Source organism: Thermohalobaculum sediminis, assembly GCF_023487995.1.
Taxonomy (GTDB): Bacteria; Pseudomonadota; Alphaproteobacteria; order Rhodobacterales; family Rhodobacteraceae; genus Thermohalobaculum; species Thermohalobaculum sediminis.
The window spans coordinates 369,326-395,614 of sequence record NZ_JAMFKN010000002.1 but is presented as its reverse complement, the minus strand read 5'-3'; the positions used below and the strand labels follow the sequence as shown (position 1 = coordinate 395,614).

Below are 26,289 nucleotides of genomic sequence, written 5' to 3'. Positions count from 1 at the left end.
GCTCCCTCACCGTTGCGCGGCCGGGTCGCGCCGCGCGCGTCCCCGTGCGTCCGCCCGTGCTGCGTCCACTCCCGTCAGGCAAGACATTCCCTCACCGCTTCCAGCCCGCGCCGCACCTCGGCCGCGGGCGCCACGAGCGCGAGGCGCAGATAGGCCCGCCCCGGATCGCCCCCGCCCAGCGCCGCCGGCACCTCGCGCGACAGATACGCCCCCGGCAGCGCCTTGACGCCCGCCTCGCGCCACAGCCGCTTTGCCGCCGCCTCGCCATCCCCGACGCGCAGCCACAGGAAGAACCCGGCCTCGGGCGACATGTAGCCCGGCAGGTTGCCGAGGATCTCGTCGGCAAGATCGAACTTCTCGCGGTAGAGCGCGCGGTTCGCCTCGACATGGCCCTCGTCGCGCCAGCAGGCGGCAGCGGCATGCTGCGCCGGGATAGGCAGCGGCGCCCCGGCATACGATCGCAACTGCAGCAGCGCGGCGCGCGCGCCCGGCCCCGTCGCGCAGAAGCCCGAGCGCAGCCCGGCGAGGTTCGAGCGCTTCGACAGCGAATGGAACACCACCAGCCGCTCGGGGTCGGCGCCCATGTACGACGCCACCTCAAGCGCGCCGGTGGGCGGGCGCTCGCGCCAGATCTCGGAATAGCACTCGTCGGCGAAGACGCGGAAGTCGTGCGCTTCGGCCAACTCCAGCAGGCGCCGCCAATAGGCTTCGTCCGCCGTCGCGCCCTGCGGGTTGGCGGGCGCGCAGATGTAGACCACCGCGGTGCGGTCCAGGAGGTCGCGCGACAGGCCCGCGAAGTCGGGCAGGTGCCCGGTCTCGGCGGTCGCCGGCACATAGACGGGCTCGGCCCCGGCGGCGAGCGCGGCCACGGCATAGCACTGGTAGAACGGGTTCGGCAGCAGCACTGCGGGGCGCGCGCCGTTCTTTTCCTCGGGGCAGAGCGCGAGGCAGGCATTGAACAGCCCCTCGCGCGTGCCGTTGAGCGGCAGGATCGAGCGTTCCGGGTCGCGGTAGTCGGGGGCCGCGCCGTAGCGGCGGCCCAGCCAGTCCGAGATCGCCTCGCGCAAGGGGGCGATCCCCTCGTTCGGCGGGTATTTCGAGAGCGTCGCCGCGTGCTCGGCCATCACTGGCATGACGAAATCGGGCACCGCGTGCTGCGGCTCGCCGATCGACATCGCAATCTCGGGCCCGCCCGGGGCAATCCCTTCGAGCAGGCGCCTCAGGCGCGGAAACGCATATTCCGGCAGGTCCGCGAAGCGCGCTGGATACTGCATCACTACCCTCACATCCGGGCGTCTGGCGCGCCCTGAGTGACGGAAGATACAGATGCGGAGGCCCCAGGTCCAGAAATGCCCGACAGGTGGCGCGCTTGGCCCCCGCTCTTAACTTTCGAGCGTGCCTTCAGGACAACGCGCGCTCAATGACGCGGCCCGCGCGCAGCAGCCGGGCCTCGTCTCCCGGCCTGCCCACCAGCATCAGCCCCACCATCGGCGTGCCGGTCGGCAGGGTCAGCGCCGTGCAATCCAGCAGGTTCCCCAGCCGCGTGTTCCGCAGCGCCAGCAGGTTGCGCGCGATGTAATAGTCGTCATCGGCCATGAGCCGCTCGACCGGCGGCGGCAGGATGGCCGAGGTCGGCATCACCAGGAACCCGCGCTCGGCGATCAGCGCATGTACCGCGGCCTTGAGCGGCGCGAGCGCTGCGCGCGCGGCGCGGTCGGCCTCGGGGGTGATGCTCGCGCCGGTGCGGAAGCGCGCCTCGATCATCGGGAACATGACACCGGGCTGCGCCTCGATGGTGGGGCCCCATTCTGCCCAGCCCTCGAAATTGACGATGGCCGAAAGCCGCGCCGCGATATCGAGGCATTCGGCGAGCTGCGGCACCGACGCGCGCGCGATGCGCACGCCCGCCCGGCCGAGGCGGCCGAGCGCATCCGCGTGCCCCGCCGCGACCGCGGCGTCGGCGGTGTCGAGCACCAGCGCCTCGGGCTCGACCAGCGCCACCTCGGCGGGTTCGAGCCCCTCGACCTGCGGCGCCGGGACGCCCGCGAGCACGCCGAACGCGAGTGCCGCGTCCTCGACCGTGCGGCAGAGCGGCCCCACCGTGTCGAGCGAGCGCGCCAGTGGCACGGCGCCCTCGCAGGGGATCAGCCCCCAGGTGGTCTTGAGCCCCACGAGATCGTTCCAGGCCGCCGGGATCCGCACCGAGCCGCCGGTGTCCGACCCGAAGCCGATTGCGGCCAAACCCGCCGCGACCGACACGGCCGCGCCCGAGCTGGAACCCCCCGGCGCAAGGGCGGGGTCGTGGATGTTGGGCGGCGTCGCGGTGACCGGGTTCACCCCGAGGCCCGAGAAGGCGAGTTCCGACAGGTGCGTCTTGCCGAGGCACACGAGTCCCGCCGCGGCGCCCCGGCGCACCACCTCGGCGTCATGGGTGGGCGTGCGGCCTTCCAGCAGCTTCGAGCCCGCCTCGGTCGCCACGCCCGCTGTGTCGAACAGGTCCTTCCAGCTCACCGGCACGCCGTCGAGCGGCCCCAGCGGGTGGCCCGCCTGCGCCCGGCCTCGCGCGGCCAGCGCCTCGCCGAAGGCACGCTCGGTGGTCAGGCGGGCATAGATGCGCGCGCCATGCTCGTGCGAGCCGATGGCGGCGAGGAAGGTCTCGGCCAGCTCCACCGGGTCGATCCGGCAGGCCCTGATCCCGCGCGCCAGATCGGCCGCGCTCATCTTCCGCCAGTCCGCCCTGCCTGCCATTTCCCGCCCCCGATGCCGATCTGTCGCAGCCGCGCCCGCGCCTCGCCCGCCCGCGGCGGATGGACATTCGTCAACCCCGCTCCAATAGTAAAGCCCATGGAGGGCAACGGGATCATTCGCGCCGACGTGGCGGTGGCGGGCGGCGGGCTGATCGGCCCGGCGCTGGCGCTGGCGCTGGCGCGCGCAGGGTTCGAGGTCGCGGTGATCGACCGGCTGGCCGAGCCGGTACGCGCCGACCCCGAATTCGACGGCCGCGCCTACGCGGTGGCGCTGGCCTCGGCGCGGCTTCTCGGCGTGCTGGGGCTGTGGCGCGGGCTCGAGCCGCTGGCCCAGCCGATCCGCGACATCGTGGTCGGCGAGGGCGTGCCCGGCAGCCATCCCGGCGCGATGCTGCATTTCGACCCGCGCGAGACCGACGAGGGGCGCGTGGGCTGGATCCTCGAGGATCGCTACCTGCGCCGCGCGCTGATCGACGCCATGGACGCCGAGCCGCGCATCCGCCAAGTCGCCCCGGCCGAGGTGGCGGGCGCCGCCTTCGACGGGCCACGCGCGCGGATCGCGCTGGCGGACGGGCGGGCGGTCGAGGCGGGGCTGGCGGTCGCGGCCGACGGGCGGCGCTCGGCGCTCGGGGCGGCCGCGGGCATCCGGCGGCAGGTGTTCGGCTACGACCAGACGGGGCTCGTGAACGCCATCGAGCACGAATTGCCGCATCACGGCACGGCGCATCAGAGCTTCTTCCCCGGCGGGCCCTTCGCGGTGTTGCCGCTGCCGGGCAACCGCTCGTCGCTGGTCTGGTCCGAGCGCAGCGCCGAGGCGCGGCGGCTCCACGCCCTGCCCGACGATGTCTTCACCGCCGAGATCGCGGCGCGCGTCGGCGGGCGGCTGGGTGCGATCAGGCTGGCGGGGCGGCGCTGGGCCTATCCGCTGGACCTGACTCTGGCCGAGCGTTACGCCGCGCCTCGCCTGGTGCTGGCTGGTGACGCCGCCCATGGCGTCCACCCGATCGCGGGGCAGGGCATGAACATGGGGCTGCGCGACGTCGCCGCGCTGGCCGAGGTGCTGGTCGAGGCCGCGCGGCGCGGCGAGGATATCGGGGCGGTGGACGTGCTCGAGCGCTACCAGCGATGGCGGCGGTTCGACGCGACCGCGATGGCGCTGGGGATGGACGCGCTGAACCGGCTGTTCTCGAACGCGAACCCCATGCTCAGGGGCGTGCGCGACCTTGGCCTCGCGGTTGTCGGCCGCATCGGCCCGCTGAGGCGGGGCTTCATGCGCGAGGCGACGGGACTTGCGGGCGACGTGCCGAGGATGCTGCGCGGGCATCCGCTGTGAGCACGCTTGCCGCGCTCTTCGACCGCGCGGCCACGGCCTACGACGCCGAGCGGCGCGCGCTGGTGCCCTGCTTCGATGCCTTCTACGGCGCGGCACTCGGGGAACTGCAGGGCATTCCGCGCGGGGCGCGCGTGCTCGATCTTGGCGCGGGAACCGGGCTCTTCGCGGGCCTGCTCGCGGCCGCGCGGCCCGACCTGCGCTTCACGCTGTGCGATATCGCGCCCGCCATGCTCGACGCGGCGCGCGCGCGTTTCGGCGCGCTGGGGGTGGGGGCCGAGTTCGTCACCGCCGACTATGCGCGCGCCATGCCGCAAGGGCCGTTCGGGGCTGTCATCTCGGCGCTGTCGATCCACCACCTCGACGAGGCGGGGAAGCGCGCGACCCTTGCCGCCGCCCGCGCCCGGCTCGTGCCCGGCGGCGTCTTCGTCAATGCCGAGCAGGTGGCGGGCCAAAGCCCGGAAGCCGAGGCCGCGCTCGACCGCGACTGGGAGGCTCGCGCCCGCGCGCTGGGCGCCACCGCCGCCACCATCGCCGCCGCCCGGGCGCGGATGGCGCATGACCGCTGCGTGAGCGCGGCCGCGAACCTCACCCTGATGCGCGATGCGGGCTTCGACGCGGTGCGCGAGGTCTTCCGCGACGGGCGCTTCTCGGTCTTCTCGGGCCGCACAGCAGGGGCGCCGCCTCGGACCTGAGCAGCCGCTTGCCGCGGCGCCGGGCGTAAGGCCCGGCAGGAATTCTTGCGGCGGCACACGCTTTGCGTGTATTCGTCATTTGGGCAATTTCATTGATCAATATGTGGGGACCATGCATCTGGACGGAATTATCGTAGATGCCCTGGGCTACCTTGCGGCGGGCATCGTCTTTCTGACTTTCTGCATGAAGACCATGCTGGCACTGCGGATCATCGCGATCGCCAGCAATACCGCGTTCATCGTCTACGCGCTTGCGGCGGATCTCATGCCGGTCCTGCTGCTGCACGCCGCGCTTTTGCCGCTCAATCTGCTGCGGCTCGCGCAGATGCGCCGGATGGCACGGCTGGCGGGCGAGGTGGCGAGGACCACGCCGACGGCGGATCAGTTCGACTGGCTGATCCCGCTGGGACACCGCCGCAACCTTCCCGACGGGGCCACGCTGTTCAGGAAGGGCGAGCCAGCCAACAGCCTCTTCGTCATCGCCGAGGGCAACATCGTGCTGCCCGAGATCGGCGTCACCCTCGGCCCCGGCGCGCTGCTCGGCGAGGTCGCCCTGTTCTCGCCGAGCAATCTGCGGACCACGAGCGCCGAGGCCCGCGGCCCGGTTCAGCTTTTCGAACTCACCGAACGGCGGGTGGAGGAACTCTATTTCGACAACCCGGTCTTCGCCTACAGGCTCATCCGACTGATCACACGGCGGCTTCTGAGCAACATGGTGCAGCAGGAAAGGGAGTTGGAGGCCCGCCTCGCAGCTGCAACGCTGCCCGCGGGCGCGGCGCGGCGCTCGGGGACCGGATGACCCCGCCGCACCCCGGAACGGGCGACCGCTCGGGTTGACTATTCTCCGAACAGTCTCCCGACATGCGCACAGAATCCGGGCAGTTTCCCGAATGGGCGCGTCGATTGGGCCGGTCGGGCCGCGGCGGCGTGTCTTGCAGCTTTCCGCCACGCCGTTAAGGATGGAGATCGAGGGCTCCGAAGTGGGCCCGTGGAAAGTTCCGGCGACCGGGGATCGCGATGTTCGATGAGATGTCGGTCGAGGGTGGCACGACCCGCCCGCCCTATGCGCGGGTCGAGGGGTGGATCGCCGATTCCGGCCTCGAGCTGCTGCACAAGCGCTCGGCCGAGGCGGAGGCGATCTTCCGGCGCATCGGCATCACCTTCGCGGTCTATGGCGAGGGCGGCGACCCGGAGCGCCTGATCCCCTTCGACCTGATCCCGCGCGTCTTTTCGGCGGCCGAGTGGCGGCGTCTCGACCGCGGCATCCGCCAGCGGGCGCGTGCGCTCAACGCCTTCCTCTACGACGTCTACCACCGCGGCGAGATCCTTCGCGCGGGCATCGTGCCGGAGCGCCTCGTCTACCAGAACGCCGCTTTTCAGCCCGCCATGATGGGCGTGGAGCCGCCGGGGCGGGTCTATTCCCACATCGTCGGCATCGACATCGTGCGCACCGGCGAAGCCGCCTTCCAGGTGCTCGAGGACAACTGCCGCACCCCATCGGGCGTGAGCTACATGCTCGAGAACCGCGAGATCATGATGCGGATGTTCCCCGACCTCTTCGGCGGCGGCGGCGTCGAGCCGGTGGACCGTTACCCGGACGACCTGCGCAAGACGCTGGAGGAGGTCGCGCCCCCCGCCTGCAAGGGCGATCCAAACGTCGTCGTGCTGACGCCGGGGCCGTTCAACTCGGCCTATTACGAGCATTCGTTCCTCGCCGACCTCATGGGCGTGGAGCTGGTCGAGCCGCAGGACCTGTTCGTGGACGAGGGGCTGTGCTGGATGCGCACCACGCGCGGGCCGCAGCGGGTGGACGTGATCTACAAGCGCATCGACGACGATTTCATCGACCCGCTGGCCTTCCGCCCGGAATCGGTGCTGGGGGTGCCGGGCCTCTTCAACGTCTATCGCGCGGGGGGCGTCACGCTCTGCTCGGCGCCCGGCGCGGGGGTGGCGGACGACAAGGCGATCTACACCTACGTGCCCGAGATGATCCGCTTCTACATGGGCGAGGCGCCGATCCTTGAGAACGTGCCGACCTTCCGGTGCGCAGACCCCGACCAGTGCGCCCATGTGCTGGCGCATCTCGAGGAACTGGTCGTCAAGGAGGTCCACGGCTCGGGCGGCTACGGCATGCTGATCGGCCCGCGCTCGACCGCCGAGCAGCGCGCGGAATTCGCGAAGAAGCTCGCGGACGACCCGGCCAACTTCATCGCCCAGCCCACGCTCGACCTCTCGTCGGTGCCGACGCTGGGTCCACGCGGCATCGCGCCCCGCCATGTCGATTTCCGCCCGTTCTGCCTCGTCGGCAAGTCGATGCGCCTCGTGCCCGGCGGGCTCACGCGCGTGGCGCTGCGCGAGGGGTCGCTGGTGGTCAACTCCAGCCAGGGCGGCGGCGTCAAGGACACGTGGGTGCTCACCGAATGAGGGCGGCGCATGGGATGGAGGACATCGCTCCTGACGAGTGCCGCGCCGGCACTGGCGCTGGGCGGCCTGCTTTCGGCTGCTCTCTACGCCGCGCTCATCTGGCCGCCCGAGGTCGACCGCTGCCTCGACGCGGGCGGGGCCTTCGACCATTCGGCCGGGCGCTGCCTGGGGCTCGAAAGGGGACGCTGACGCGATGCTGAGCCGGACCGCCGAGAACCTCTACTGGATGGGCCGCTACATGGAGCGGGCCGAGTGCACCGCGCGGCTCATCGAGATGGGCCACCGCATGGCGATGGTGCCGGGCTCGTGGTCGGACGACGAGTGGCGCTCGGTCGCCGCCGCCTCGGGCTCGGCCGACCTGTTCGACAAGGACGCGGCCATCACCGATGCCGCGATCCTGCGAACGCTGATGCTCGACCTCGACAACCCGTCCTCGATCCGCTCGTGCCTCAGGCAGGCCCGGGCAAACGGCCGGGCGGTCAGGAACGCGCTGACCCGCGACATGTGGGAGACGCTGAACGAGGGCTGGCGCCGGCTCGACGAGGTCGACGTGGCGGGCGCCCAGCGCGACCTCAGGACGCTGCTCGACTGGATCAAGGGCAGGGCGATCATGTTCCGCGGGGCTGCGTCGACCTCGATGCTGCGCGAGGACCGCTACGATTTCCTGCTGCTGGGCGCCCATGTCGAGCGCGCCGACATGATGCTGCGGCTTCTGGACGTGAAGTATTACGTGCTGCTGCCGGAGACCGAGGTGGTGGGCGGCGGGCGCGACTATCACCAGTGGACCTCGCTCCTGCACGCGACCTCGGCGCTCAGGGCCTTCCACCATGTCTACCGGGGCGACTACAGCCCCTGGAAGATCGCCGATTTCCTGATCCTCAACCGCGCCTTCCCTCGCTCGGTCGCCTTCTGCTACGACCAGATCGGCCATTTCCTCGACCGCCTCGCGCGCGGCTACGGCCAGCGGCATGTCTGCCATTTCACGGCGTCCGAGATGATCGCCCGGCTTGGCGATCTCGAGATGGGCGAGATCTTCCAGCAGGGCCTGCACGATTTCATCACCGGCACGATCGCGACGACGCGGCGGCTCAATGCCGAGATCTACCGCGCGTATCACTTCTGAGGGGGCGGAGCCATGCGCCTGACCGTCGAGCACCGCACCCGCTACGCCTATGAGCCGCCGGCCGTGCACCTGCACCTGCGGCTCAAGCTGTTCGCGCCCGCGACCGCAGCGCAGGCGGTGAAGGCGTGGGAGGTGACGGTCGATGGCCGCCCGGTCGAGCCGCTGGTGCGCGACGCCTTCGGCGACGCCGAGGCGCTGGTGGCCCTGCGCCGCAAGACCGAAAGCGTCGAGATCATCGCCCGCGGCACCGTCGAGACCACCGACACCGCGGGCGTTCTGGGCCGCATCGGCGCCGCGCGGCCCGAGGTCGCGCTGCGCACGACGCCGCTGACCCGCCCCGACGCGGCGATCGAGGCGATGGCGCGCGAGGCGGCAGGCGAGGACGGCGCGCTGGCCCGGATGCACCGGCTCTCGGCGCTGGTGGCCGAGGCGCTCGACTACCGCCCCGGCGCAACCGAGGCTGGCACCACGGCGGCGCAGGCGCTGGCCATCGGCGGCGGCGTCTGCCAGGACTTCGCGCATCTGCTGATCGCGGGCGCCCGCGCGATGGGGGTGCCGGCGCGCTACGTGGTGGGCTACCTGCACGACCCCGAGGCCCCGCTCGCCGAGACCCACGCCTGGGCCGAGGCGCATGTCCATGGCCTCGGTTGGGTCGGCTTCGACCCCGTGCACCAGGTCTGCCCGGCCGAGAGTTACGTCCGCCTCGCCTCGGGCTTCGATGCCGCCGATGCCGCGCCGATCCGCGGAACGCTGTCGGCCGGGCACGAGGAGGAGATGGAGGTTGCGGTCCGCGTGAGCGCGGGGCAGATGCAACAGCAGCAACAGCAGGGCTGAGTCGCGGCCCTGCGTCACGGGACACGGGACATGACCTACTGCGTCGCGCTCAAGCTCAAGGCGGGGCTCGTCATGCTCGCCGACACCCGGACGAATGCGGGCGTCGACAACGTCTCGCGCTTTCGCAAGATGTTCGCCTGGGAAGTGCCGGGCGAGCGCGCCATCTGCCTGATGACGGCGGGGAACCTCTCGATCACGCAGGGCGTCGTCACCCGGCTCGACACCGACGTGAAGGCGAGCCTCGCGGGCGAGGAGGTGGAAAGCCTCGTCTCCGCCCCCTCGATGTACCGCGTGGCCGAACTCGTGGGCCGCCAGATGGCCGCGATGCAGGCCGAATACCGCGAAGCGCTGGCGGCACAGGGGGCGGCCCCCGATGCCGCGATCCTGGTCGCGGGCCAGCGCCGCGGCGGCGAGCACCGGCTGTTCATGATCTACAGCCCCGGCAATTTCATCGAGGCGACCGAGGACACCCCCTATCTGCAGATCGGCGAGCACAAGTACGGCAAGCCGATCCTCGACCGCGTGATCACCCCCGCGACGCCGCTGCCGCGGGCGCTCAAGGCGGTCTATGTCTCGATGGACTCGACGCTGCGCTCGAACCTCTCGGTCGGCATGCCGCTCGACCTCGCGGTGATCCGGGCGGGCGAGCACCGCTTCGCCACCCGCCGCCGGATCGAGGCCGACGACGAGGAATTCGGCCAGATCAGCCAGATGTGGTCGGCGGCGCTGCGCGACGCGTTCCAGAGCTTGCCGGACATCGGCGAGGGCTGAGAAAGCCGCGCGTCGGGCGTGCCGCCCGTGGTGGCGGACCGCCCGCGCGGCGTTGCACCGTTCGCGCCTGTGGCGGGGACGGGCGCCCGGCCGGGGACTCCGGCGACGGATCGCGGCCATGCCATGCGCGACACTCCGACGGCCGAGGCGCGCGGCGGATCACCGTGGACGAGAAGCGGCGCCGCCACTTCTCCCCAGCCCGCAGGCGCTGCCCGTGGAGCGCCGGAGGGGCGCATCGACCGATCGCGGGGCGTAAGGTCCCGCGATGCCGCGCGATCGCTCAGCGCGGGCTGCGCTTGGCCAGGATGCGCTGCAGCGTGCGGCGGTGCATGTTGAGCCGGCGCGCGGTCTCGGACACGTTGCGGTCGCACAACTCGAACACCCGCTGGATGTGTTCCCACCGCACGCGGTCGGCGGACATCGGGTTCTCGGGGGGCGCGGGCTTGTCCTCGCCGGTCGAGAGCAGCGCCTTCTCGATGTCGTCGGCGTCCGCGGGCTTGGCGAGGTAGTCGACGGCGCCGATCTTGACCGCCGCGACCGCCGTGGCGATGGCGCCATAGCCGGTGAGCACGATCACCCTGCTGTCGGGCCGGGTCTCGCGCAGCGCCTCGACGACATCGAGGCCGTTGCCGTCTTCGAGGCGCAGGTCCACCACTGCGAAGGCCGGCGGGCGCGAGCGCGCGACGCCCAGCCCCTCGGCCACCGTCGCCGCCTGCACCGGCTCGAAGCCGCGCCGCTCCATCGCACGGGCAAGCCGCTGGCGGAAGGCCGCGTCGTCGTCGAGGATCAGGATCGAGGGGTCCTGCCCGATCGCCGGGCTCCGCCCGTCCTGGCCCGTCATCTCGTCTGCCATGCGCTCTCTCTCCCAAGCCGCCCTTCGGGGCTCCACGGCCTTTTTCTTTGCCGAGGATTGTGATCAAAGACGGATCGAAGTCAAACCCTCGTCCACCAGACGGAGCGCGATCCCGGATGGCTGCACAGTCAAGGGCCGGCCTGATGGTCGCCCGGCTCTTCGTCGTGCTGTGGAGCACGGGCTTCATCGGCGCCAAGCTGGGCCTGCCGCACGCCGAGCCGCTGACCTTCCTTTCGCTGCGCTTCGCCATCGTGATGGCGATCATCGGCGCCTGGGTCGCGCTGTCGGACGCCCGTCGGCTGACGGCGCGGCAGGCGGCGGATGCGGCGCTGATCGGCGCGCTGATCCATGGCGTCTATCTGGGCGGCGTGTTCGTCGCGATCTCGCTCGGCACCGAGGCGGGGATGTCGGCGCTGATCGTCGGGCTCCAGCCGATCCTTACGGCGCTGATCGCGGGGCGCGTGCTGGGCGAGCGGCTGGGCCGCGTGCAATGGGCGGGCATGGCGCTGGGGGTCGCGGGGGTGGCGCTGGTGGTCGCGCGCAAGCTGGACGGCGGGGTGGGCGACTGGTGCGGCGTCGCGCTCTGCCTCGTCTCGCTGGTGGCGATCTCGGTGGCCTCGATCCTGCAGAAGACCCGCGCGGCCGACCATCCGATGCGCGCCGCGGCCTTCGTGCAGTTCGCCGCGGCGCTCGCGGTGACCGCGCCTGTCGCGCTCCTTCTCGAGACCAACCGTATTGCCTGGACGGGCGAGTTCGTGTTCGCGCTGGGCTGGCTGGTGCTGGTGCTCTCGGTGGGGGCGATCACGCTCCTCTACGTGCTGATCCGGCGGGGCGCGGCCTCGAACGTCGCGAGCCTCTTCTTCCTCGTCCCGGCCTCGACCGCGCTGATCGCCTGGGGCCTGTTCGGCGAGACGCTGACCGCCGTCGAACTGGGCGGGGTCGCCGCCACCGCGCTCGGCGTCCTGATGGTCAACCGGCCCGGCCTGTTCCGCCTGCCCGGCCGGGGCTGAGCGCGGGCTCTCAGCCGGCGAGCCCGCGCGCCTTCAGCACGCGCTCGATCTCGCCCGCCATCTCCTCGGCCGGGAAGCCCCGTCGGAACAGCGCGGCGATCCCGTCGGGCAGCATGAAATAGGTGAAGCCCGTGTGGTTCATCAGGTACTCGGCCGCCGAGCCCTCGACATCGACGCGGGCGAAATAGACCTTGTAGGCGTCGGCCGCCGCCTTGATCGCCGCCGCCTCGCCGGTCAGGCCGACCATCTTCGGGTGCATCGCCTCGACGAAGGGGGCGAGCGCCTCGGGCGTGTCGCGGGCGGGGTCGACGGTGACGAAGACCGGCGTGACGTCGATCCCCCGTTCGGCCAGAAGGTCCACCGCGTCGGCCATGATCTGCACGTCGATCGGGCAGATGTCGGGGCAGAAGGTGTAACCGAAATAGACCAGCGTGGGCCCGGTGATCACGTCGGCGTCGGTCACCGGCATGCCGTCGTGGCGGATCAGCGCGAAGGGACCGCCGATCTCGGCGCCCGAGACGTTCACGGCGGCGGGCGAGACCGGCGCGTCCTCGCGCGGCGCGAGCAGGAAGAACAGCGCCGCCGCGGCCACCGCGACCATGACGATCCCTGCCACCGCGATCATTGCCTTCTGCATGCCCGTCCTCCCGTTGCCCGACTCGGGCGCCTTGCGGCGCGCCACCTAGGAATGCCCTCGGGCGCCCGAATGCAACCCCGCGCGGCGCGATGGCGCGGCCTGGGGCTGCTGCGCCCTTCCCTTGGCCCCCGCTTGCGGCGATAGTCGGCGCGATGAGCGAGGCGGCGCGCAATTACCTGTTCGACATGCGGGCGCGGGGCGACTGGGTGCGCCTGCGCACGCTGGTAGTGCTGCGCTGGGTGGCAGTGATCGGCCAGAGCATGGCGGTGCTGATCGCCTCGCAGCTTCTGGGCTTCCAGCTGCCGCTGGCCTACTGCGCGCTGCTGATCTCGGCCTCGGTGATGGTCAACCTGATCGCGGTCACGATGTTCCCGGTCGAGACGCGCCTCACCGAGCAGGGCACCTGGGCATCGCTGATGTTCGACCTCGTGCAACTGGTGGCGCTGCTGATGGTCACGGGCGGGCTCAACAACCCCTTCGCGCTGCTGATTCTCGCGCCGGTGACGATCTCGGCCACGGCGCTCAGGCTGCAGCCGACGCTGCTGCTGGGGATTTCGGCCATGGGGTTCGTGACGCTGATGGCCAATGTCCACCTGCCGCTGATCCAGGCCGACGGCACGGCGATGGAGGTGCCCGAGCTGTTCCGCAGCGGCATCTCGGCGGCGCTGGCGATCGGGGTGGTGTTCCTCTCGCTCTATGCGCGGCGCGTCACGGTCGAGGGCTACGCGATGAGCCAGGCGCTGAACGCGACCCAGGTGGCGCTGGCGCGCGAGCAGCGCCTCGCCGCGATCGGGGGTCTTGCGGCGGCGGCGGCGCACGAGCTGGGCACGCCGCTTGCCACCATCAAGCTGGTGGCGGCCGAACTGGTGCGCGAGCTGGCCGACCGCCCCGAGCTGGCCGAGGACGCGCTCCTGATCCGCGCCGAGGCCGAACGCTGCGGCGGCATCATGGCTGATCTCTCGCGCTCGGGTCGCGACGACAGCCATGTCAAGACGGCGCCGATCTCGGCGGTGCTCGAGGAGGCGGCAGGCCCCCATGCCGGGCGCGGCAAGCGGGTCATCCTGCGTATCGGCGGGCGCCTCGCCGCCGAGGCCGGCGACGCGCAGCCCAGCGTGCGCCGCACGCCGGAATTCATCCACGGGATGCGGAACCTGGTGCAGAACGCCGTCGATTTCGCCGAGACGACGGTATGGATTGACGTGGACCACGACGACGGACATCTGCGGATCGCCGTGGGCGACGACGGCCCCGGCTTCAGCCCCGAGCTGATGCCGCGCCTGGGCGAGCCCTACGTGTCGACCCGCGCCCGCGGACAGCGCCGCCATGCGGACGGCGAATACGAGGGCATGGGCCTCGGCCTGTTCATCGCCCGGACGCTGCTGGCGCGGACTGGCGCGCGCATCTCGTTCGCCAACGGCACCGACCTTCGCGGCCGTCGCGCGCAGGTCCCGCAGACGCCGCCCGAGGCCGCGCGCCCTCCCGGCGCGATCATCGAGCTGGTCTGGAACGCGGCCGAGGTGGTGGTCGACAAGGCCGCGACCCGCCGCGCGCTGGGGCCGAACGCGCCGGTCCGCCGCCCCCTCTGACCCGATCGGCCGCGCGTCACGCCAGCCGGTCGGCGATGTCGTTCAGCGCGTTCCAGCCCGCGCGCGCCGCGTCGTGCTTGACGTTGAGCGCCGAGCGCAGCGCTTCGGGCGTCGTCGCGTCCACCTCGGCGGGGTCGGGCATGCGGCCCAGCGCGGCGTCGAGATTGCCGCCATCGAGCCCAGGCACCCGCCAGCCGCCATCGAGATGGCGCTTCAGTCGCCGCGCGGCCCGGCGCAGCCGGTCGTTGCAGTCGGCTAGGAGCCTGTGGAAGTCGGTGTTGACCTGTCGCACCGCGTCCGGTCCGGCCTCGACGTTGAGCCGGTTCAGCCGCCGCATGCTCTTGATGTGCTTGTCCGTGAGCGTGACGGTGTCGACGAAGGTGCGGACGTCGCCCTTGACCATCTCGTTCATGCGATCGCGCGCCAGTTCCACGATCCTGAGCTTGATCTTCGGGTTGACCAGGTCCTTCCTGCAATCGGCGACGCAGGTCTGGATCTTCTTTAGGCGCTCGATCAGGGCCTTGTCCTTCGGCGCCGCCTTCCTGGCGGCGGCGAGCGCCTTGTCGGTCAGCTTCGCCACCGTCGCAAGCTTGTGGCCCAGGTCGGAATAACCGTGATCAGCCGCCTCGACGGCTGCGGCCTCTAACGCGACCACGGCGGCGAGGTCGCGGGCCTTCGAGAAATCCGCGAGCCCGCGCATCATCGTCTCGAACGAGGTCTTGGCCGCGCCGAGCGCGACGACGAGCGGGTCCCTCGCGTCCTTGACCGGTGGCCTGAACTCCTCCGGCCAGTCGTAGCGGTCCTGACGATAGAGCTTCCATGCCATGCACAGCCCTCCCGGCCTCGGCACTCGCGGACCCCGCCCCCCCCACGCGCCCCCGGCGGCATAGTCCGCAAGGGTACACACCCCGCCGGGGCATCCCAAGGCTTTCTTCCCGCCGGCGCGTGCCCGCCCCCGCCGATGGCGACAGGCTTTGCAATTCGTAAACCATTTGTTGACACTCTCGCGCCGGCCTCGTCGTCGGCCTGGCAGGCGGCGCGGCAGTGGGGCGCGGGGGAAAGATGCGGCGGTGAGCGGCGCGGGGTTCGATCTTCTCGGCAGCGTGACGGTGCTGCTTTCGCTGGCGCTGTGCCTGATGGGCGCGCTGGTGGCGCGGCTGCGCCGGGCGCTGCTCCGCGAGCGCCGCCGGCGCGAGGATCTCTGCGACGGCATGGTCCTGCGCGCGCGGGACGGGCGGATCACCGACCTCTCGGATGCAGCAGCCGAACTGCCGGGCGCGCGGCCGGGCGCGCGTCTCGCGGCCGTGCTGGAGGCCGCCATAGGAGAGGGGCGCGAGGCGGCGCTGGCCGCGCTCGGGCGCCTCGTCGACAGCGGCGAGCCGATGCACCTCATGGTCCGCCGCACCACGGGGGCGCATTGCGAGCTGATCGGCCAGCCCAGCGGAGGCGAGAGCCTGCTGGTCATGCGCGACGCGCGCCTGATCGCGTCCGAGCTCGAGCGCGCCGAGGCCGCCCTCGCCGTCCGCGAGCGCAGCCTCTCGGCCGGCTGGTACGAGCGCGAGACCATCGCGAGCCTGCTGGAGAGCGGGGCCACCATCGCCTGGCATCGCACCGCGGACGGGGCCGTCTCGTGGTGCGCGGGGCAGGTCCGCAGCGACAACGGCACCGTCGGCGCCGAGCAGGTGGTGGCCTTCCTGGGCATCCGCCCGCCGCAGGCCGAGCCCGCCGGCGCGGTCGAGCGCACGCGCATCGACATCCTGCCGCCCGGCGGCATCGAGCCCGTGCCGCTGAGGGTGGTCGAGGTGCTGCGGCCCGACGGGCGGCGCTATGACTTCGCCACCGACGCGAGCCACGCGGTCGCCGCCGAGCGCACGCTGAGCCGCTTCGTGCAGACGATGACCGAGACCTTCGCGCATCTCACCGTGGGTCTCGCCATCTTCGACCGCAGCCAGAAGCTTGCGCTGTTCAACCCGGCGCTGGCGCAGATGCTGCAGCTCGACCCCGCCTGGCTCGCCGGCCGGCCCGCGCTGAGCGATCTGGTCGACGCCATGCGCCATGCCCGGCGGATTCCCGAGACGGCCGACTATCACCTGTGGCGCCGCCGCCTGCTGCGGCTGTTCGACGACACCGAGGCGGCCGATTACGAGGAGATCTGGCACCTCGCCGACGGCTCGTCGATCAACGTGCTGGCGCGCCCGCATCCGCATGGCTCGCTCGCCTTCGTGTTCGACGACGTGTCCGAGCGGATGCGGCTCGAGCAGAACTACCGCCGCTCGGTCGACCTGCGCCACGCGACGCTCAACCGGCTCGAGGAAGGGCTCGCGGTGTTCGGCGCCGACGGGCTGCTGCAGTTCGTCAACGACGCCTTCCACAAGATCTGGGGCACCGATGCCGAGAGCATCCGCCCCGGCATGCATGCGCGCGAGGTGATGCGCCTGTGCCAGGGCCTGACCATCGAGACCGAGGTCTGGCGCCGCGTGACCGGCTTCATCACCTCGGACGAGACCCGGCGCGCGTGGAGCGCGCGGGTCACGCTGGGATCGTCGCGCACGCTCTCGGCGCGGCTCGCGCCCCTGCCGGGGGGCGCCAGCATGGTGGTCTTCGCCGACATCACCGACAGCGAGCGCATCGCGCTGGCGCTGCGTGAGCGCAACGAGGCGCTCGAGGCGGTCGAGGAGATGCGAACCGCCGTGCTCGACCAGATCTCGCACCGCCTGCGCACGCCGCTCAACACGATCTTCGGCTTCGGCCAGCTTCTGGGCGACCCGCGCTTCGGCTCGCTCACCGCCGACCAGCGCGAATATACCGACGGCATCCTCGAGGCATCGGGCCAGCTTCTCGACACCATCGACGACGTGACCGAACTCGCCTCGTTGCAACTCGACCCGCTGCATGACGAGGGCGCCGATCCGCCGCTGGCCGAGACGCTGGAGCTGACCCGCCAGCTTCTCGACAAGCGCGCCGGCGAGGCCGGGGCCGTGCTCGCGACCGAGCTGCCCGACGCGACGGTCAAGGTGCGATGCGATGCGGTGCGCCTGCGCCAGATCGTGTTCAACATGGTGGCGGGCGCGATCCAGCGCAGCCCCTCCGGGACGAGGATCATCCTCGCCGCCGAAGAGGTCGCGTCCGGCCGCGTCGAGATCCGCGTGAGCCAACGGCGCGAGGCGTCGATCCCGCTTGCCGATTTCGCCGAGGACGGCGAGTCGCTCGCCTTCTCGGTCATCCGCCGGATGGTCGCGAACGAGGGGGGCCGGTTCGAGCGCCGCCGCGGCACCAATTCAAGCGACGCCGTCAGCGTGTGCAGCTTCGACAGCAGCGCCGCGTCGCGCGATGCCGGCGCCCCGGCCGCGCCAAAGCCCGCCGCCGGCACACTCCCCCTCGCGCGCTGAGACGTGCCGAACATCTGGCACGCCTTCGCCGATCGCGCTAACACCGGGGGCGTGGCGGCGCGGAGCATGCGCCCCTGCGGGAGAGCGAGGCCCATGATTGCAGAGACGGCGGGCGCCACGCGCCTGATCCTGCCCGACGAGGCCGCGACCGCGGCGCTCGGCGCGCGGCTCGCCGCGGCGCTACGGCCGGGCGATCTCGTGGCGCTCTCGGGCGGGCTCGGCGCGGGCAAGTCGGTGCTGGCGCGCGCCATTGTGCGCGCCCTCCTGGGCGAGCCCGACGCGATCGTCCCCTCGCCCAGCTACACGCTGGTGAATGTCTACGCCGCGCGAGCGGGCGAGGTCTGGCACGCCGATCTCTACCGCCTCGGAGGGCCACCCGATGCGCTTGAGCTGGGACTGGTAGAGGCGCTCTCGCACGCCATCGTGCTGGTCGAATGGCCCGAGCGGCTGGGCGCCGATCTGCCCGCGCGCCATCTCGAGATCGCCCTGGAGCTCCTGCCGGGCAGCAATGGCGCCGAGCCGCGCGAGGCCCGCGCAACGCCCCGCGGTCCCGGCTGGGACCGCGCGCTCGCAGCCATCGGGGGCGACGCATGAGCGCCGCGCGGGCCGAGGCGCTGTCGCGCTTCCTGCGCGCTGCCGGCGCAGGCGGCGCCGTGCCGCGCCCGCTGGCGGGCGATGCCTCGAACCGGCGCTACCTGCGGCTCGACCTGCCCTCGGGCCGGCCCGCGGTGGTGATGGATGCGCCCCCGGAGCGGGGCGAGGATGTGCGCCCCTTCGTTGCGGTCACCCGTTGGCTGCGCGGCCTCGGCCTCGCGGCGCCCGAAATCCTCGCGGCCGACGAGGCGGGCGGATTCCTGCTGCTCGAGGATCTGGGCGACGATCTCTATGCCCGGGTCTGCGCGGGCGACCCCGGCGCCGAGGCCCCGCTCTACGAGGCTGCCGTGGATCTCCTTGCCACGCTCGCGGACCACCCCGCCCCCGCCCGGATGGGCGACCGCCCGCTGCCACCCTACGACGCCGCCGTGCTGTGGCGCGAGGCAGCGCTCGCGATGGAATGGTGGCTGCCGGCGGTCACCGGCGCCCCCGCCTCGCCCGATGCCGTGGCGGAACTCCGCGCGCTCCTGGCCGCCGCGACGGCCCCGGTCGAGCCCGCCCGCGATGTCGTCGTGCTGCGCGACTATCACGCCGAGAACCTGATCTGGCTGCCCGACCGGGCGGGCGACGCCCGCGTGGGGCTCCTCGACTACCAGGACGCGCTGGCGGGGCACGCCGCCTACGATCTAGTCTCGCTGCTTGAGGACGCGCGCCGCGACACCTCGGCGGAGCTGCGCGCGGCGATGGTCGCGCGCTATCTCGACCGCCGCGGGCTCGGGTCGGGGGACGCGCGCGCTTTCCGCACGGCCTATGCCGCCCTGGGCGCGCAGCGTAACCTCAAGATCGTCGGCATCTTCGCGCGGCTTGCCATCCGCGACGGCAAGCCCCGCTATCTCGGACTGATCCCGCGGGTCTGGGACCACCTTGCGCGCGACCTCGCGCATCCCGACTTCGCGGCGCTCGCGGGCTTCGTGGCCCGCCACATCCCGGCGCCCGCCGCGGACGCGCTGGCGCGCGCCGAGGCCGCGGCCCGCGGCCCGCTTGCGGCCGCGCCGTGACCGACCCGATGGTGGGCGCGCCGCCTCGCACCGCGATGATCCTCGCCGCGGGCCTCGGCACGCGGATGAGGCCGCTGACCGACCGGCTGCCGAAGCCCCTGCTCGAGGTCGCGGGTCGCACGCTGATCGATCGCGCGCTCGATCTTGCCGAGGGCGCGGGCGTCGCGCGCGCGGTCGTCAACCTGCACTATCTGGGCCACATGATAGGCGCGCATCTGGAAGGCCGCGACCGGCCCGAGATCCTGTTCTCGCCCGAGGAGCCTGCGATCCTCGAGACGGGCGGCGGCATCCGCCACGCCTTGCCGATGCTGGGCCCCGACCCGTTCTTCACGCTCAACTCGGATGCCGTCTTCGCGGGCCCGAACCCGCTTACCCTGCTCGCCCGCGCCTGGGACCCTGTGGCGGCGGACGCCCTAATGCTGCTGGTCCCCCGCGCGCGGGCCCGGGCCTACGCGCGGCCTGGCGACTTCTTCATCTCGGGGCAGGGCGCCGCCCCCGTCCGCCGCGGGGCCGAGGCCACGGCGCCGCTGGTCTTCACCGGAGCGCAGATCATCGCGCCCGGCGCCTTCGCGGACATGCCCGAGGGGCCGTTCTCGCTCAACCTGGTCTGGGACCGGCTGCTGGCCTCGGGGCGGCTCCGGGCCATCACCTATCCCGGCCTCTGGGTCGATGTCGGAACACCCGCGGGCCTCGCTGCGGCCGAGGCGGCGCTGGCCGAGGCCGGCCCTGCCGGGTCGGGGCCGGACGCGTGAGCCTGTTCCCCGCGACCGACGCGCCGCGCGTCTTCGCGGTGCTGCCTGGCGCCGATTACGCGGCCGCGCTGGCCGAAGGGCTGCGCCGCCGCCTCGGTCGCGCGCCGCCCGAGGCGTTGGCGCGGGTCGAGATACTCGCCAACACCCCGCGCGCACTCCGCGCGATTGCAGACGCTCTCGCAGCGCCGACGGGCACCACCTTCCTGCCGCGGCTCGGCCTGATCGCGGCGCTTGCCGACGACCCCCTCGCCCTGCCCGGCACGCCGCCCGCGGTCGATCCCCTGCGCCGCCGCCTCGCGCTCACCCGGCTCGTCGAGCGGTTTCTCGCCGCCGCCCCCGGCCGCGCGCCGATGGCGGCTGCCCCCGACCTCGCCGAGAGCCTCGCCACCCTGATCGACGAGCTCGACGAATGGGGCATCGCGCCCGCCCGTCTCGACGGTCTGGTCGAGGGCGAGCTTGCCCGCCACTGGCAGGAGGCGCTGGCCTTCGCCGACATCGCCCGCGCCGCCTGGCCCGCCATCCGCGCCGAGACCGAAGGCGCAGCCCTTGACCCCGCCGCGCGGGCCAGCATGGCGGTCGAGGCGCTGGCCGCGCGCTGGGCTTCGGCTCCACCCGGCCATCCGGTGATCGCCGCCGCCTCGACCGGCGCGCGGGCGATGACGGCGCCGCTTATGGCCGCGATCGCGCGTCTGCCGCAGGGCGCCGTGGTGCTGCCGGGCTTCGACCCCGCCATCGCGCCCGAGGTGTGGGAGGCCGCGGGCCCCGACCACCCGATTGGCCCGTTTCGCCGGTTCCTCGACCTCGTCGGGATCGCGCCCCGGGACGTCGCGCTCTGGGTCGACGCCGCCCCCGGCCCGCGCCTGCGCCTGTTGGGGCAGGCGCTGCGCCCTGCTCCTGTGACCGATGCCTGGGTGGCGGTGCGCCCGGCGCTGGCCGCCGAGGCCGGCCCTGCGACCGAGGGGCTCGCGCTGATCGAGGCGCGCAACGAGACCGCCGAGGCCGCAGCCATCGCGCTCGCCATCCGCCGCGAGATCGCGACGCCCGGCCGCCGCGTCGCCCTCGTCACCCGCGACGCCACGCTGGCCCGCCGCGTGACGGCGGAACTTTCGCGCTTCGGCATCGAGCCCGACGACTCGCTCGGCCGCCCGCTGGCCGAGAGCGCGGCGGGCGTGTTCCTGCGCCATGTCGCGGCGGCGGCCTCGGGCAGGGGCGACGCGCTGGGGCTGGTCGCGCTGTTGCAGCACCCGCTCTGCGCGCCGGGGATGGCGCGGGCGGCGCATCTCCGGATAGCTCGGGCTTACGAGCTGGGCTGCCTGCGGCGGGTTGCGGACCCCGGCCTCGCGCCAGGCCGCCTGCCGCCCTGGCCCTTCCGCCCCGCCGACGAACGCACCGACTGGACCCCGCCGCCCGAGGGGTTTGCCGCCTGGCGCGCCGCGATCGAGGCCGCGCTCGCGCCGCTGGCGCGGGCACTGGCCGAGGGCGCGCCGCTTGCCGCGACCGTCGCCGCCCACATCGCCGCCGCAGGCGCGCTCGCTGCCCCCGAGGGCGAGCCGATTGCCTGGCAGGGCGCCGACGGCCGCGCCGCCCGCTCGCTGCTCGACCGGCTCGCAGGCGCGGCCACCGCCTATGGCGATGGCGCGCCGCCGCGCTATGCCGCGCTGGTCGCGAACCTCATGCGGGCCGAGACGCTGCGCCCCGAGCCCGTCCGCCCGCACCCCCGCGTCGCCATCCTCGGCACCCGCGAACTGCGGGCCGAGGGGGCAGATCTCGTCATCCTCGCCGGCCTCAACGAGGGCAGCTGGCCGCCGGCCCCCTCGCCCGACCCGTGGCTGAGCCGCCCGATGCGCGAGAGCCTGGGCCTGCCCGCGCCCGAGCGCGAGATTGGCCTCTCGGCGCATGACTTCCTGCAGGCGGCGGCGCGCCCGCGGGTGATCCTCAGCCGCGCGCTGCGCGCGGGCGGCGCGCCCACCGTGGCCTCGCGCTGGCTGGTGCGGCTCGAGAACCTGCTGGGCGGCACCGACCCCGCGGCGCTCGGTGCCATGCGGGCGCGGGGGGCCGAGCTTCTGGCGCTGATCCCCACGATCCACCGCCCCGCCGCCGCCCTGCCGCCCGCCGAGCGCCCGGCGCCGCGCCCGCCCGTGGCCGCGCGCCCGCGGCGCCTGTCCGTCACCCGGATCGAGACGCTGATCCGCGACGCCTATGCGGTCTATGCCGAGCGCATCCTGCGGCTTTCTCCCCTCGGCCCGCTGGGCAAGGCGCCCGACTTCCTCGACCGCGGCAACGCGATCCACGCGATCCTGCACCGCTTCGTGGCCGAGACCCCGCCGGGCAGCCCCGACCTGGCCGCCGAGCGCGCCCGGCTGATGGCGATCGCCGAGGCCGAACTGCGCGCCCGCATCCCCTGGCCCGCAACCCGCCGCGCCTGGGCGGGCCGGATCGCGCGCGCGGCGGACTGGTTCGTTGCGGGCGAGGCTCAACGCCGGGCCGAGGGCCGCCCGCTGGGGCTCGAGGTCAGAGGACAGCTGGAAATCCCGTTGCCCGGCGGCGCCTTCACCCTGTCCGCCACCGCCGACCGCATCGACGCGGTCGAGGGCGGCGCCATGATCTACGACTACAAGGCCGGCCTGCCGCCCAGCCCCAAGCAGATCGGCGTCTTCTCGCAGCAGTTGCACCTTCAGGGCCTGATCCTCGCGACCGGGGGCTTCGAGTGCATCCCCCCCATGCCCGCGCTTGGCGGCGCCTATCTCGGCCTCACCGGCTCGGGCGAGGGTGGCAAGGAAACCCGACCCGAGACGCCGCTGCCCGACACGCTGGCCGAGCATCACGCGCGGCTGATCGCGCTCCTCACGGCCTACGATTCGGCCGAGATGCCATACCTTGCGCGCGGCCGGGTCGAGTTCGGGGCCGAGGAAGGCACCTACGATCACCTCGCGCGCCGCGCGGAATGGGAGGCGGCAGGTCCTGCCGGCGACACCCCGTGAGCGCGCGCCTCAGCCCAACGGGCCCGCAGGTCGAAGCCGCCGACCCCGCCGTCTCCGCCTGGGTGGGGGCCAACGCGGGCTCCGGCAAGACGCGGGTGCTGACGCAGCGCGTGGCGCGGCTGCTGCTGTCGGGCGCGCGGCCCGAGCGGATCCTGTGCCTCACCTACACCCGCGCGGCGGCGGCCGAGATGCAGACGCGCCTCTTCGCCATGCTGGGTGGCTGGGCGATGGCGCCCGACGCCAAGCTCGCGGCCGAGCTTGCGGGGCTGGAAGGCGGCGGGGGCGCCCCGGCCGATCCCGCCCGCATCGCCCGCGCCCGCACGCTGTTCGCCGCGGCGCTGGAAACCCCCGGGGGGCTCAGGATCCAGACCATCCACGCCTTCTGCGACGCGCTGTTGCGCCGCTTCCCGCTCGAGGCCGGGGTCTCGCCGCGCTTCGAGGTGCTGGACGACCGGCAGAAGGCACTGATGGTGCAGGCGATCCTCGCGGACCTCGCGGCCGAGGCCGAGGTGGCGCCCGGCGCCCCCTTCGACCGCATCGCCGCGCGGCTCAACGAGGGCGGCATCAGCGATCTGGTGGACGCGATCTTCGCGAAACGCGAGCACTTCCCGGTGGCGGCGGTCGCCCCCCGCATCGCCGCACATCTGGGCGAGGCCGCGCTTGCGGGGGCCGATGCCACCGCCACGGCCCGGCTCGGCCTGCTCGACTGGGATGCCCTCGCGGCGCTCGCCAGGGTTCTGGCGGCGCTCGGCGGCAAGACCGACAAGGCGGTGGCCGAGGGCATCCTCGACGCCCGTACCCTGCGCGCAAGCGTGCCGCTGGCTGCCGTGCAGGCACTCCTCGCAGCCTATCTCACCGGGAAGGGCGAGCCGCGCAGCCGCCGCGGTTTTCCGGTGCAGGCCGTCCTCGCCGCGGCGCCCGATGCCGACAGCCTGACCGCCGACATGCTCGAATGGGCCGTGGACACGGCCGATGCGCTCAACGCCGCCGCTGCCGCCGCGCGGGCGGCCGACCTCGACGCCTTCGCCCGCGCCGTCCTGGACCGCTATGCCGGCGCCAAGGCCGCGCGGGGCCTCCTCGACTTCGACGACCTCGTGGCGCGGGCGCGCGACCTCGTGGCGCGATCGGACCTCGCGGCCTGGGCGCTCTACAAGCTCGACCGCGGCATCGACCATATCCTGGTGGACGAGGCGCAGGACACCGCCCCCGCGCAGTGGGAGGTGATCCGGGCGATCACGCAGGAATTCTTTGCGGCCGAGGGCCCGCGCAACCGCAGCCTCTTCGTCGTGGGCGACGAGAAGCAGTCGATCTATTCCTTCCAGGGGGCCGAGCCGGGCGCTTTCGGGGCAACCCGGAAGGCGCTGGCCGACTGGCTGGGCGGCATGGGCCGCGCGCTGGCGCGCCCCGCGCTCACCACCTCGTTCCGCTCGGCGCCCGGCATCCTCGACTTCGTCGACGCGGTCTTTGCGGGCGAGGCGGCGGCGGGCCTCACGGTCGACGGCGCGCCGGTCGAGCATGCGGCCCATCGCGCTCAGGATGGCGCGCGCATCGACCTCTGGCCGCTGGTGACGCCGGGGCCGCGCGACGATGACCGCGAGTGGTGGCGCCCGGTGGACCAGCCGCCGCCCGGCGCGCCCAAGCTGCGGCTTGCCCGCATGCTCGCGGCCGAGATCGCACGCATGATAGCCGAGGACAGCCTGCCGCCGCGTGCCGGCCGGCCCGCGGCCCGCGTGCGCCCCGGCGACATCCTGGTGCTGGTGGCGCGGCGCGACCTGCTTGCACGCTCGCTCATCCGCCGGCTGAAGACGCTGGGCGTGCCGGTGGCGGGGGCCGACCGGCTCAGCCTCGCGGGCGAGCTTGCGGTCAGGGACCTGATGGCGCTGGTCAAGGTCGCGATCACGCCGGCCGACGACCTCTCGCTCGCCGCGCTGATGCGCTCGCCGATCCTGGGGCTTTCCGAGGACGACCTCTTCGCCCTTGCCCATGGCCGGGCGCGGGGCGAGCGGCTGATCGACCGCCTGCGCGGCGCGCGCGCGCGTCACCCGCAGGCCACCGAGCTGATCGACGACCTCGCCGCCCGGGCCGACTACCTCAGGCCCTACGAGTTCCTGCAGCGCGCGCTGATCCGCCACGGCGCGCGCGCGCGCCTGATCGCCCGGCTCGGCGCCGAGGCCGAGGACCCGATCGACGAGCTGCTCGAACAGGCGCTGGCCTTCGAGAGCCGCGAGACGCCCAGCCTCGCGGGCTTCACCGCCTGGGTCGAGGCGGGCGAGATCGAGGTCAAGCGCGAGATGGAGGCGGGCGCGGGCGAGGTCCGCGTCATGACTGTCCACGGCGCCAAGGGGCTGGAAGCCCCCATCGTGATCCTGCCCGACACCATGGCCCGTCCCGGCGGCGGCGGCGGTCGCCCGCGCCTTCTGGCGCTGGAGGGCGAGGGCAACACGCCGCTGCTGGTCGCTTGGGCCGGTGCGGCCTCGGGCGAGCCCAAGGCGGTGCGCGCGGCCGCGGACGCCGCCGCGGGGCGCGAGGCGGATGAGCGCAAGCGCCTCCTCTACGTCGCGCTGACGCGCGCCGAGGACTGGCTGATCCTGTGCGGCGCGGGCGACCCCGCGCGGGTCGAGGGCACGTGGTACGGCATGATCGAGGCGGGCGCGGCACGCCTCGATGGCTGGTCGGAGATCGCGGGGCCCGAGGGGCTCGACACCCCCCGTCGCCGCCTCGAGACCGGGGACACCGCGCCGGAGGTCGCGCCCGCATCCGCGCCCGAACCCGCGGGCCCGCCCGAGCGCCCGGCCGCGGTCGCGCTTCCGTCCTGGCTTGCCCCGGCGCCGCCCGAGGCGCGCGCGCCGGCCCCGCTCGCGCCGTCGGCGCTGGCGCCCGACGAGGCGGCGCCCTCGGGCGGCGCCGGGCGGGGTCGTGAGGCCGCGCTCGACTACGGCACGGCGGTGCATCTGGTGCTCGAGCGCCTCGCGGGCCGGCTGCCGGACGAGCGCGCGGCGCTGGGCCCCGCCCTGCTCGCCGGGGCGCTTCCCGCGCTCGACCCCGCGCTGCGCGACGCGGCGCTGGCCGAGGCGGGGGCGGTGCTGGACGCGCCCTTCGCCGAATCGCTCTTCGGCGCGGGCTCCCTCGCCGAGGCGGGTTTCTCCGACCGGCTCGAGGACGGCACCGCGATCGAGGGGCGCATCGACCGGCTGATTTCAGGCGACGGCGGCGTGCTCGCGGTGGACTTCAAGACCGACCCCGTGCCCCCCTTCGCCGAGGACGCGGTGCGCGCCGAATATCTCGCCCAGCTTGGCGCCTACAGGGCCGCACTGTCGCGGCTTTATCCCGGACGCGCGGTCTCGGTCGCCATCCTGTGGACCGCGGGGCCGCGGCTGATGCGGCTGCCCGACGCGCTGGTGGACGCGGCCTTCGCCGCCGCGCGGGCCGGCGTAGGCGACGGCAGCGCACGCGGGCGTTGACGATCGAGTGGCTTGATTCCCGTGGGCACGGTTCATAGCTTCGT

The 26,289-nt window shown here is 73.3% G+C and carries 21 protein-coding genes; 16 read left to right on the top strand and 5 right to left on the bottom strand.

The genetic code is table 11. The features are described from left to right. Positions 1-74: 74 nt before the first annotated feature. Positions 75-1,274, bottom strand: a complete 1,200-nt coding sequence (locus tag M1105_RS05790) for an aminotransferase class I/II-fold pyridoxal phosphate-dependent enzyme (RefSeq protein ID WP_249579395.1) — start codon at positions 1,272-1,274, stop codon at positions 75-77. Between the two features lie 127 nt (positions 1,275-1,401). Continuing rightward, positions 1,402-2,721, bottom strand: coding sequence for an amidase (locus M1105_RS05785; protein ID WP_249579394.1), 1,320 nt, complete (start codon positions 2,719-2,721; stop codon positions 1,402-1,404). Between the two features lie 123 nt (positions 2,722-2,844). Between M1105_RS05785 and M1105_RS05780 the strand changes: the two genes are divergently transcribed. From M1105_RS05780 to M1105_RS05745, 8 genes are all read left to right on the top strand, one after another. Next, positions 2,845-4,080, top strand: a complete 1,236-nt coding sequence (locus tag M1105_RS05780; RefSeq protein ID WP_249579393.1) for a UbiH/UbiF/VisC/COQ6 family ubiquinone biosynthesis hydroxylase — start codon at positions 2,845-2,847, stop codon at positions 4,078-4,080. Continuing rightward, the gene (locus M1105_RS05775) at positions 4,077-4,772 is read left to right on the top strand and encodes a class I SAM-dependent methyltransferase (RefSeq protein ID WP_249579392.1); all 696 of its coding nucleotides are present in this window, start codon (positions 4,077-4,079) and stop codon (positions 4,770-4,772) included. The genes M1105_RS05780 and M1105_RS05775 overlap by 4 nt, the downstream gene beginning before the upstream one ends. 79 nt (positions 4,773-4,851) lie before the next feature. Beyond that, the gene (locus tag M1105_RS05770) at positions 4,852-5,571 is read left to right on the top strand and encodes a cyclic nucleotide-binding domain-containing protein (protein WP_249579391.1); all 720 of its coding nucleotides are present in this window, start codon (positions 4,852-4,854) and stop codon (positions 5,569-5,571) included. Between the two features lie 218 nt (positions 5,572-5,789). Continuing rightward, on the top strand, positions 5,790-7,196 hold the full coding sequence (locus tag M1105_RS05765) for a circularly permuted type 2 ATP-grasp protein (RefSeq protein ID WP_249579390.1): 1,407 nt from the start codon (positions 5,790-5,792) through the stop codon (positions 7,194-7,196). Positions 7,197-7,205: 9 nt separating this feature from the next. Next, positions 7,206-7,385, top strand: a complete 180-nt coding sequence (locus M1105_RS05760; protein ID WP_249579389.1) for a hypothetical protein — start codon at positions 7,206-7,208, stop codon at positions 7,383-7,385. Positions 7,386-7,389: 4 nt separating this feature from the next. Beyond that, positions 7,390-8,319 (top strand): alpha-E domain-containing protein, encoded by a 930-nt coding sequence (locus M1105_RS05755; RefSeq protein ID WP_249579388.1) that lies wholly within the window; start codon positions 7,390-7,392, stop codon positions 8,317-8,319. A 12-nt stretch (positions 8,320-8,331) separates the two neighbouring features. Further along, complete coding sequence (locus M1105_RS05750; protein ID WP_249579387.1) at positions 8,332-9,153, top strand: transglutaminase family protein; 822 nt, start codon at positions 8,332-8,334, stop codon at positions 9,151-9,153. 30 nt (positions 9,154-9,183) lie between these two features. Further along, positions 9,184-9,924 (top strand): peptidase, encoded by a 741-nt coding sequence (locus M1105_RS05745; protein WP_249579386.1) that lies wholly within the window; start codon positions 9,184-9,186, stop codon positions 9,922-9,924. A gap of 280 nt (positions 9,925-10,204) precedes the next feature. On the opposite strand, the gene M1105_RS05740 is transcribed toward M1105_RS05745, so the two are convergent. Next, positions 10,205-10,765: an ActR/PrrA/RegA family redox response regulator transcription factor gene (locus M1105_RS05740; protein ID WP_406600604.1), complete on the bottom strand. Its 561-nt coding sequence runs from the start codon at positions 10,763-10,765 to the stop codon at positions 10,205-10,207. Positions 10,766-10,893: 128 nt separating this feature from the next. On the opposite strand from M1105_RS05740, the gene M1105_RS05735 reads away from it, so the two are divergent. Continuing rightward, positions 10,894-11,787 (top strand): DMT family transporter, encoded by an 894-nt coding sequence (locus M1105_RS05735; RefSeq protein ID WP_249579384.1) that lies wholly within the window; start codon positions 10,894-10,896, stop codon positions 11,785-11,787. A gap of 10 nt (positions 11,788-11,797) precedes the next feature. Here the strand turns inward: M1105_RS05735 and M1105_RS05730 are convergent, their stop codons facing one another. Then, entirely contained in the window at positions 11,798-12,424 is a 627-nt protein-coding gene (locus M1105_RS05730; protein ID WP_249579383.1) for an SCO family protein, read from the bottom strand. Positions 12,425-12,576: 152 nt separating this feature from the next. Between M1105_RS05730 and regB the strand changes: the two genes are divergently transcribed. Beyond that, the gene (gene regB, locus M1105_RS05725; RefSeq protein ID WP_249579382.1) at positions 12,577-14,010 is read left to right on the top strand and encodes a sensor histidine kinase RegB; all 1,434 of its coding nucleotides are present in this window, start codon (positions 12,577-12,579) and stop codon (positions 14,008-14,010) included. A gap of 16 nt (positions 14,011-14,026) precedes the next feature. Here regB and M1105_RS05720 read toward each other — a convergent pair whose 3' ends face one another. Next, complete coding sequence (locus M1105_RS05720) at positions 14,027-14,836, bottom strand: hypothetical protein (RefSeq protein ID WP_249579381.1); 810 nt, start codon at positions 14,834-14,836, stop codon at positions 14,027-14,029. 244 nt (positions 14,837-15,080) lie between these two features. Between M1105_RS05720 and M1105_RS20795 the strand changes: the two genes are divergently transcribed. The 6 genes from M1105_RS20795 (at position 15,081) to addA (ending at position 26,245) form a co-directional block, all read left to right on the top strand. Next, positions 15,081-17,399, top strand: coding sequence for a sensor histidine kinase (locus tag M1105_RS20795; protein WP_249579380.1), 2,319 nt, complete (start codon positions 15,081-15,083; stop codon positions 17,397-17,399). Between the two features lie 93 nt (positions 17,400-17,492). Then, positions 17,493-17,993, top strand: a complete 501-nt coding sequence (gene tsaE / locus M1105_RS05710) for a tRNA (adenosine(37)-N6)-threonylcarbamoyltransferase complex ATPase subunit type 1 TsaE (protein WP_249579379.1) — start codon at positions 17,493-17,495, stop codon at positions 17,991-17,993. Further along, positions 17,990-19,051, top strand: coding sequence for an aminoglycoside phosphotransferase family protein (locus M1105_RS05705; protein ID WP_249579378.1), 1,062 nt, complete (start codon positions 17,990-17,992; stop codon positions 19,049-19,051). Before tsaE ends, M1105_RS05705 begins: the two co-directional genes overlap by 4 nt. Beyond that, positions 19,048-19,803 carry a nucleotidyltransferase family protein gene (locus tag M1105_RS05700; protein ID WP_249579377.1) on the top strand — a complete coding sequence of 252 codons (756 nt, stop codon included), beginning with the start codon at positions 19,048-19,050 and terminating at the stop codon, positions 19,801-19,803. Before M1105_RS05705 ends, M1105_RS05700 begins: the two co-directional genes overlap by 4 nt. Next, positions 19,800-22,784: a double-strand break repair protein AddB gene (addB, locus tag M1105_RS05695; protein WP_249579376.1), complete on the top strand. Its 2,985-nt coding sequence runs from the start codon at positions 19,800-19,802 to the stop codon at positions 22,782-22,784. Before M1105_RS05700 ends, addB begins: the two co-directional genes overlap by 4 nt. Continuing rightward, complete coding sequence (gene addA, locus M1105_RS05690) at positions 22,781-26,245, top strand: double-strand break repair helicase AddA (protein WP_249579375.1); 3,465 nt, start codon at positions 22,781-22,783, stop codon at positions 26,243-26,245. Before addB ends, addA begins: the two co-directional genes overlap by 4 nt. The last annotated feature ends 44 nt before the right edge of the window (positions 26,246-26,289 follow it).

Coding starts and splice junctions, on each gene's coding strand:
- M1105_RS05745 (WP_249579386.1), top strand. CDS start 9,184: ATGACCTACTGCGTCGCGCTCAAGCTCAAGGCGGGGCTCGTCATGCTC.
- tsaE (WP_249579379.1), top strand. CDS start 17,493: ATGATTGCAGAGACGGCGGGCGCCACGCGCCTGATCCTGCCCGACGAG.
- M1105_RS05755 (WP_249579388.1), top strand. CDS start 7,390: ATGCTGAGCCGGACCGCCGAGAACCTCTACTGGATGGGCCGCTACATG.
- M1105_RS05780 (WP_249579393.1), top strand. CDS start 2,845: ATGGAGGGCAACGGGATCATTCGCGCCGACGTGGCGGTGGCGGGCGGC.
- M1105_RS05765 (WP_249579390.1), top strand. CDS start 5,790: ATGTTCGATGAGATGTCGGTCGAGGGTGGCACGACCCGCCCGCCCTAT.
- M1105_RS05705 (WP_249579378.1), top strand. CDS start 17,990: ATGAGCGCCGCGCGGGCCGAGGCGCTGTCGCGCTTCCTGCGCGCTGCC.
- M1105_RS05720 (WP_249579381.1), bottom strand. CDS start 14,836: ATGGCATGGAAGCTCTATCGTCAGGACCGCTACGACTGGCCGGAGGAG.
- M1105_RS05790 (WP_249579395.1), bottom strand. CDS start 1,274: ATGCAGTATCCAGCGCGCTTCGCGGACCTGCCGGAATATGCGTTTCCG.
- M1105_RS05785 (WP_249579394.1), bottom strand. CDS start 2,721: ATGAGCGCGGCCGATCTGGCGCGCGGGATCAGGGCCTGCCGGATCGAC.
- M1105_RS05730 (WP_249579383.1), bottom strand. CDS start 12,424: ATGCAGAAGGCAATGATCGCGGTGGCAGGGATCGTCATGGTCGCGGTG.
- regB (WP_249579382.1), top strand. CDS start 12,577: ATGAGCGAGGCGGCGCGCAATTACCTGTTCGACATGCGGGCGCGGGGC.
- M1105_RS05740 (WP_406600604.1), bottom strand. CDS start 10,765: ATGACGGGCCAGGACGGGCGGAGCCCGGCGATCGGGCAGGACCCCTCG.
- M1105_RS05760 (WP_249579389.1), top strand. CDS start 7,206: ATGGGATGGAGGACATCGCTCCTGACGAGTGCCGCGCCGGCACTGGCG.
- M1105_RS05735 (WP_249579384.1), top strand. CDS start 10,894: ATGGCTGCACAGTCAAGGGCCGGCCTGATGGTCGCCCGGCTCTTCGTC.
- M1105_RS05750 (WP_249579387.1), top strand. CDS start 8,332: ATGCGCCTGACCGTCGAGCACCGCACCCGCTACGCCTATGAGCCGCCG.